This window comes from Mesorhizobium waitakense, from assembly GCF_056431085.1.
Genome location: NZ_JBWKME010000011.1, coordinates 1 through 6,613, shown reverse-complemented (window position 1 = coordinate 6,613; position 6,613 = coordinate 1). Strand labels below are relative to the sequence as shown.

The window sequence follows — 6,613 nt, the reverse complement described above, 5'->3', positions numbered from 1 at the left end:
TCTCTTGGGAATTCCAAAAACTCGCCCGCCGCTAAAAACTGCCAAAGTAGTGTTAGGCAGTAGACTCATAAGCGCGCAGCCACAGGCGCATTGAGGCGAGTTGGACCATGGCAAGAAAGTTGGCGGCGAGCTTGTCATAGCGGGTGGCGACCCGGCGGAAGTGCTTCAATTTGGAGAAGAAGCGCTCGATCAAGTTGCGCTCGCGGTAGAGTCGGTTGCTGAAGCAGGGCTTCCATTTGCGGTTGCTCTTGGGTGGGATGTTGGGCGTTGCACCCTGTTCCTGGATCAGCTCGCGGATACGATCCGCGTCATAGGCCTTGTCGGCCAGCACGATGATGCGCGGGCCGAGATGGTCGAGCAAGCGGTCGGCGATCTGGCCGTCATGGGTCTGTCCCGGCGGTCAGGCCGAGCCGGATCGGGAGCCCTTGCGCGTCAACGACCGCGTGGATCTTGGTCGTGAGCCCGCCTCGACTGCAACCGAGACAATGATCTGCCGCCCTTTTTGCCGTCGCAGCCTGCTGGTGCGCCCGGATGGAAGTGCTGTCGATCATCTGGATTTCGCCATCGTGCGCGGCGCTGATGGCGTCCATCAGTTGATCCCAAACATCCGCCTTCCTCCAGCGCGAGAAGCGGTTGTAGCAGGTGGTGCGCGGGCCGTAGCGCTCGGGCAGGTCGCGCCATGGCGCACCGGATCGCAGCACCCAGAAGATGCCATTCAGCACACGGCGGTCATCGACGCGCGCCACTCCTCTCGGCTTGTTGGGCAGGAGCGGTTCGATCACACGCCACTCGAAGTCGGTTAAGTCGTATCGGCTCATGCCGACGCTGAATCACTTTTCATGAGGCGCGAAAAGGTGTTCTGTCGCGCAAATCGGTGAAGGCGTGGCGGGTCATGGCGAAAGTTCGAGATGCAGATCGATACCGCACATCCTGTCCTCTTTCTGGCAGACTCGGCGTCAGCCGCGTCCATCCCGCCGGATGTCAGTGCGGCATTCGTCACCGTAACCGACGACTGCCTCGCTTTCTGGGTTCTGTCATTTGTTGATGGTGCCTCACTGGTAACCATCTCAGACCAGACCTGTGAGTCTGATGGTATCAAGCTATTCAGCGGATCGATCAACGCACCCAGCGGCGTCGTCACCCTTACGGACAGTAGCGCCTTCAGGTATGTGAACGTCCCGGTCCCCGAGGGACGCCTAATCGTCGATCTATGGGCAGACGACGACGATCGAAACCCCGAGTGGGTATGGATTCAACTGGGGGCGATCCGCTCAATCTGAATTGCGGATTTATGGGTTCATAACCTAGGTAGAGGAGCGCGGATCGTTCAGCCGCCCAGCGCCTCGCAAACGGCGCGCGCGGTCTCCGCGCCCGAGCAATTCTGTTGGCCGGTGATCAGATTGCCGTCTCGCACGGCAAAAGGCCGCCAAAGTCCGGCCTGGATATAGTTGGCGCCGATTGCCTTCAGCTCATCCTCGATCCGCCACGGCATCAGATGCTTTCCACGCTCGAGCGCGCCCATCTCCCAGGTCGCCTTGTCGGCAAAATCCTCCTCGACATTGGCGAAGCCCGTCACCGTCTTGCCGGCCACGAGCAGCGATCCGTCCACGCGCCGGGCATAGCGCAGCAGCGCGGTGCCATGGCAGAGCGCAGCGGCCACCTTGCCGGCTTCGTGGAAGGCGACGAACGTCCTTTGCAGGCCTGTCGCGTGCTCATAGGTGAACATCGGCGCCTGGCCGCCGGCGACGACAATCGCGTCGAAGCTTTCCACCTCGATCTCCGCCACCGGCCGCGTGTTGTCGACCAGGGCCGCAAGCTTCGGGCTCGACAGGAAGTCGAGCGAGATGAGGTCGGTCTGCGAATAGCCCGATGGATCGCGCGGGTCGCTCAGCGCATCGGCCTCGCATTTGCCGCCATCGGGCGAGAAGATCTCCGCCATATAGCCGCGTTCGGTGAAGGCCAACCACGGGTGGGTGAGCTCGCTCCACCAGAAGCCGACCGGCCACCCGGTCGTGGTCGAGAGTGCCGGGTTTGCGATGACAATCGCCACGCGCTTTGGGTTCCTAGCATCGACCGGATTGGCGTCGCGCACACTCATCGTCGCTCTCCACTTGAAGCCTGTTGCCGACTGATACGGACGCGGCCCTGCGCTGCCTAGCTGGCCAGATGGCCCGGCAAATTCTGCTTCCGTCGCTTCCCGGCCTTGCCTACGATGCGTGCATGACCCAACGCGGTAGACTTTACGGCTGTCCGGTCGAGTTCGCGCTCGATGCGCTCGGCGGCAAATGGAAGACGGTGATCCTGGCGCGGATCAAGCAACAGCCGCTGCGCTATTCCGAACTGCGGCGTACGATCCCGTCGCTGTCCGACAAGATGTTGACGCAGCGGCTCGCCGATCTCGTCGACATCGGCTTTGTCGTGCTGGAGGCGTCGCCCGATGGCAAGGGGCGCTACACCTTGACCGACCGCGGCCGCGATCTGGCAGCCCCTTGCAGGCGCTCTATGACTGGGGGGACGTGCACGGACGCGCTGTCGGCGTCCGCTTCCGCACCGAGATCGAGGCCTAGCAAGGCGCGCCTATCTCCCAGCGGCGAGCGCGCCGCAAAACCCGCGACATCGGTGATGACAGCTTCGCCAAGAAAGCTCAGCGTCGCCACCGAGCGGTCGCGCGCTTCCTGGTTGCCGAAGCCGCAGGCGTCCTCGATCACCACCGCCACGAACCCATTGTCGGTCGCCTGCCGAACCGTCGGCTCGATGCCGATTTCCATCGCCACCCCGGCGAGCGCGACGGCACGCACCCCGCAGTCGTGCATGGCGAAGCTGAGCGCAGTGGAATCGAAGGCCGACATGGTCAGCTTGTCGAACACGGCCTCGTCGGCGCGTGGCGCGAGTTCGGGGATGATTTGCGTGGGCTCGGCATCGCGCGGGAACCACGGCTCGACCGTGTCGGGACTGTCGCGCCGCTGCCAGGCCATGGCGGTGCGCAGCTGGGTTGCGCCGATCCATTTGCGCGGCAGGGACAGATGGCGCGTGAACGCCACCCGCATGCCCGCCGAGCGCGCCGCTTCGAGCGCAACGCCGGTGCGTTCGGCAATCGCCGCCGCGCCGGCGATCTGGCAACAGATGCCGACCTGCATGTCGTAGATCACCAGCGCCATGCGGCGCGGATCGCACCACTCCGCCAGGCTGGTCGGCATCTCGATCCCTTCGCTCGACCGGATCATGCGGCCGTCCGGTCCCAGGGTTGGGCGATGTCGACGCTGGGATCAAACAGATATTCGAGCGGCAAGGGTGCGGCGTCGAAGGCGAGAAAATGCCATTCCAGCAGCCCGGCCTTCGACAGCGGAAAATCGTCTGTGTAGCGCCTTGCCGCCTCGACGCTTTCGAGCTCGAAGACGATGATCACACCGCCGATATCGGCGCGTGCGTAGTTTTCGCGCACGATCCCCGCCTTCCAAAGCCGCCAGACATTCGAGACCTCGTCGCGCAGATAGGGTTTCAGATCGTCGATGGTGACGCCGGGCTTGAAATTGTCATAGGCAATGATCTTCATCGAAGGTTTCCCTGCGTTTGGCCCCGAACTGACCCGCTCCACTGCGGACAACGAAGCGCGATCCTTGGCTGCCGACGCCATCAGCGACCGCATCAGGGCGCCTCATACCTCCCGGCTAGCATGCGGAAATTGCGGCTCGCAACGAACGAGTTGGTGCGTCGAAACGATCGGTGGCCGTGCCGAGGAAATCAGCCTGTCAGGGCGGCGCCGCCAGATTGTGGAATGACATTCTCCATCTGGCCGGTTGATTGGCACGATCTATCTTCTTTCCGACTGCAAAGGGCTGGAAAAGAGGATACGCTGCCGCTCTGCCCGAGGCGGTCGCTTGATCATGGAGCATCGATATGAGCGAGCAGAAGATCGCCGCGGCTGGCAGTGCGCCCCCGGAAAGCGCAACATCCCGCCTGCGTCCGCCCTATGCGTCGGTTCTCGACCTGATCGGCCAGACGCCTGTGGTCGAGCTGACCAAGTTCGACACCGGCAAGTGCCGGCTGTTCATCAAGCTTGAAAGCCAGAACCCCGGCGGCTCTATCAAGGACCGCATCGCACTGTCGATGATCGCCGCCGCCGAAAAGCAGGGCAAGCTCAGGCCAGGTGGCACCATCGTTGAGGCAACCGCCGGCAATACCGGTCTCGGTCTCGCCCAGGTCGGCATCCCCAAGGGCTACCGCATCGTGCTGGTCGTGCCCGACAAGATGTCGCGCGAAAAGATCCAGCATCTGCGCGCGCTCGGCGCCGAAGTGCGCATGACCCGCTCCGATGTCGGCAAGGGCCACCCCGAATATTACCAGGACATGGCCGAGAAGATCGCCGCCGAAGTGCCTGGCGCCTTCTATGCCAACCAGTTCGCCAACCCTGCCAACCCGCTGGCACATGAGACGACCACCGGTCCGGAGATTTTTTCGCAGCTCAACAGGGATGTCGATGCGGTGGTCGTCGGCGTCGGTTCGGGCGGCACGCTGACCGGGCTTGGCCGCTACTTCGCCAAAGTGTCGCCGAAGACCGAAATGGTGCTCGCCGATCCGGTCGGCTCGGTGCTGGCGCCGCTGATCAAGACCGGCAAGATGGAAGAGGCCGGCAGCTGGACGGTGGAAGGCATCGGCGAGGATTTCGTGCCGCCCAATGCCGACCTGTCGCTGGTGAAAAACGCCTACGCCATCCCGGACAAGCAGAGCATGCTGGCGGTGCGCGACCTCTTGTCGAAGGAAGGCATTCTGGCAGGTTCGTCGTCGGGCACGCTGCTGTCGGCCGCTCTGCGCTATTGCCGCGAGCAGACGGTCGCCAAGCGCGTCGTCACCTTCGTCTGCGACAGCGGCAACAAATATCTGTCGAAGGTGTTCGACGATTTCTGGCTGGCCGAACAGGGCCTGGCTGAGCACGAGCAGCATGGCGATCTGCGCGACCTGGTCATGCGCACCCACCGTACCGGCGACACCGTCTATGTCGGTCCCGACGAAAGCCTGCTCAACGCCTATGGCCGCATGCGCCGCTCCGATGTCTCGCAGCTGCCGGTGCTCGACAATGGCAAGCTCATCGGCATCGTCGACGAGAGCGACATCCTCGCCCATGTCGACGGCCCCTATGACGGCCGCTGGGAGCGCTTCAACGGCCCGGTGCGCACGGCGATGACCTCCAGCCTGCACACGCTGCAGGCCAGCCAGACGCTCGACGCGCTGCTGCCGGTGTTCGACCGCAACGAGGTTGCCATCATCTTCGACGGCGACGAGTTCGTCGGCCTGATTACCCGCATCGACCTGATCAACCATTTGAGGCGCGCACGATGACCAGCCACACACCACCACCATCGGGCAAAAATCGCCTGGCCTTCTCGACGCGGACCATCCATGGCGGCCAGAGCCACGACCCGCTGACCGGCGCGGTGATGGTGCCGATCTACGCCACCTCGACCTATGGCCAGCAGTCGCCCGGCGTGCACAAGGGTTTCGAATATGCCCGCAGCCAGAACCCGACGCGCTTCGCCTTCGAGCGCGCCGTGGCCGACCTCGAAAGCGGATCGGCAGCTTTTGCCTTCGCCTCCGGCCTGGCGTCGATCGCCACCGTGCTTGAGCTGCTCGACAGCGGTGCCCATATCGTCGCCACCGACGACATCTATGGCGGCTCCTTCCGGCTGATGGAGCGGGTGCGCAAGCGCTCGGCCGATCTCAAGGTCAGCTTCGTCGACTTCACCGACCTTGCCGCCGTCGAGGCGGCGATCCGCCCGGAGACGAAACTGCTCTGGGTCGAGACGCCGACCAACCCGCTGCTGCGCATCGTCGACCTCGAAGGCGTCGCCGCCCTTGCCAAGCGCAAGGGGGTTCTCACCGTCGCCGACAACACGTTTTGCAGCCCCTACATCCAGCGGCCGCTGGAGCTCGGCATCGACATCGTCGTCCACTCGACGACCAAATATCTCAACGGCCATTCCGACATGGTTGGCGGCGTCGCCGTGGTTGGCGACAACAAGGACCTCGCCGCGCAGCTGAAATTCCTGCAGAACGCCATCGGCGCCATCTCGGGTCCGTTCGACAGCTTTCTGGCGCTGCGCGGCCTGAAAACGCTGGCGCTCAGGATGGAGCGCCATTCCGCCAACGGCCTCAAGATCGCGCAGTGGCTGGAGGCCCGCAAGGACGTGCGCCGGGTCATCTATCCCGGCCTCGCCAGCCATCCGCAGCACGCCATCGCCGTCCAGCAGATGCATGCCTTCGGCGGCATGATATCAGCCGTGCTCGACCGTGACCTCGCCGGCACCAAACGCTTCCTCGAACGCACGCAACTGTTCACGCTGGCCGAAAGCCTCGGCGGAGTGGAGAGCCTGATCGAACACCCCGCGCTGATGACGCATGGCTCGATCCCGGCCGAGAAGCGGACGGAGATCGGCATTTCGGATTCGCTGGTGCGGCTGTCGGCGGGGATCGAGGATGGCGATGATCTGATCGCGGATCTGGACCAGGCGCTGGGGGCGTGAGGGCACGCCGCAGCTCGCACGCGTGAATATTCACCAATGTCGGCGCCGCCCCTCATTGCCCTGCCGGGCATTTCTCCCCGTATGGTGACGGGGAG

At 63.8% G+C, this 6,613-nt stretch carries 7 protein-coding genes and 1 pseudogene; 4 read left to right on the top strand and 4 right to left on the bottom strand.

Annotated elements, in window-relative coordinates:
- Positions 1–52: 52 nt before the first annotated feature.
- Positions 53–818, bottom strand: a protein-coding gene (locus tag AC07FD_RS01165) for an IS5 family transposase (RefSeq protein WP_478348307.1) whose coding sequence is annotated in 2 segments (ribosomal slippage) — positions 53–394 and positions 396–818 — 765 coding nt in all. Because the reading frame shifts where the segments join, the coding sequence is not laid out codon by codon here.
- A gap of 90 nt (positions 819–908) precedes the next feature.
- On the opposite strand from AC07FD_RS01165, the gene AC07FD_RS01160 reads away from it, so the two are divergent.
- Positions 909–1,280 (top strand): hypothetical protein, encoded by a 372-nt coding sequence (locus AC07FD_RS01160; RefSeq protein ID WP_478348306.1) that lies wholly within the window; start codon positions 909–911, stop codon positions 1,278–1,280.
- A gap of 47 nt (positions 1,281–1,327) precedes the next feature.
- Here AC07FD_RS01160 and AC07FD_RS01155 read toward each other — a convergent pair whose 3' ends face one another.
- On the bottom strand, positions 1,328–2,098 hold the full coding sequence (locus AC07FD_RS01155; protein ID WP_478348305.1) for a type 1 glutamine amidotransferase domain-containing protein: 771 nt from the start codon (positions 2,096–2,098) through the stop codon (positions 1,328–1,330).
- A 68-nt stretch (positions 2,099–2,166) separates the two neighbouring features.
- Between AC07FD_RS01155 and AC07FD_RS01150 the strand changes: the two are divergent.
- A pseudogene (locus AC07FD_RS01150) lies at positions 2,167–2,427 on the top strand (winged helix-turn-helix transcriptional regulator); the annotation flags it as partial.
- 23 nt (positions 2,428–2,450) lie between these two features.
- Here the strand turns inward: AC07FD_RS01150 and AC07FD_RS01145 are convergent.
- Both AC07FD_RS01145 and AC07FD_RS01140 read right to left on the bottom strand, forming a co-directional pair.
- The gene (locus tag AC07FD_RS01145; protein WP_478348304.1) at positions 2,451–3,224 is read right to left on the bottom strand and encodes a cysteine hydrolase family protein; all 774 of its coding nucleotides are present in this window, start codon (positions 3,222–3,224) and stop codon (positions 2,451–2,453) included.
- Positions 3,221–3,553, bottom strand: coding sequence for a hypothetical protein (locus tag AC07FD_RS01140; RefSeq protein ID WP_478348303.1), 333 nt, complete (start codon positions 3,551–3,553; stop codon positions 3,221–3,223). The genes AC07FD_RS01145 and AC07FD_RS01140 overlap by 4 nt, the downstream gene beginning before the upstream one ends.
- Positions 3,554–3,897: 344 nt before the next feature.
- Between AC07FD_RS01140 and AC07FD_RS01135 the strand changes: the two genes are divergently transcribed.
- Both AC07FD_RS01135 and AC07FD_RS01130 read left to right on the top strand, forming a co-directional pair.
- The gene (locus tag AC07FD_RS01135) at positions 3,898–5,337 is read left to right on the top strand and encodes a pyridoxal-phosphate dependent enzyme (protein WP_478348302.1); all 1,440 of its coding nucleotides are present in this window, start codon (positions 3,898–3,900) and stop codon (positions 5,335–5,337) included.
- Entirely contained in the window at positions 5,334–6,518 is a 1,185-nt protein-coding gene (locus tag AC07FD_RS01130; RefSeq protein WP_478348301.1) for a trans-sulfuration enzyme family protein, read from the top strand. Before AC07FD_RS01135 ends, AC07FD_RS01130 begins: the two co-directional genes overlap by 4 nt.
- The last annotated feature ends 95 nt before the right edge of the window (positions 6,519–6,613 follow it).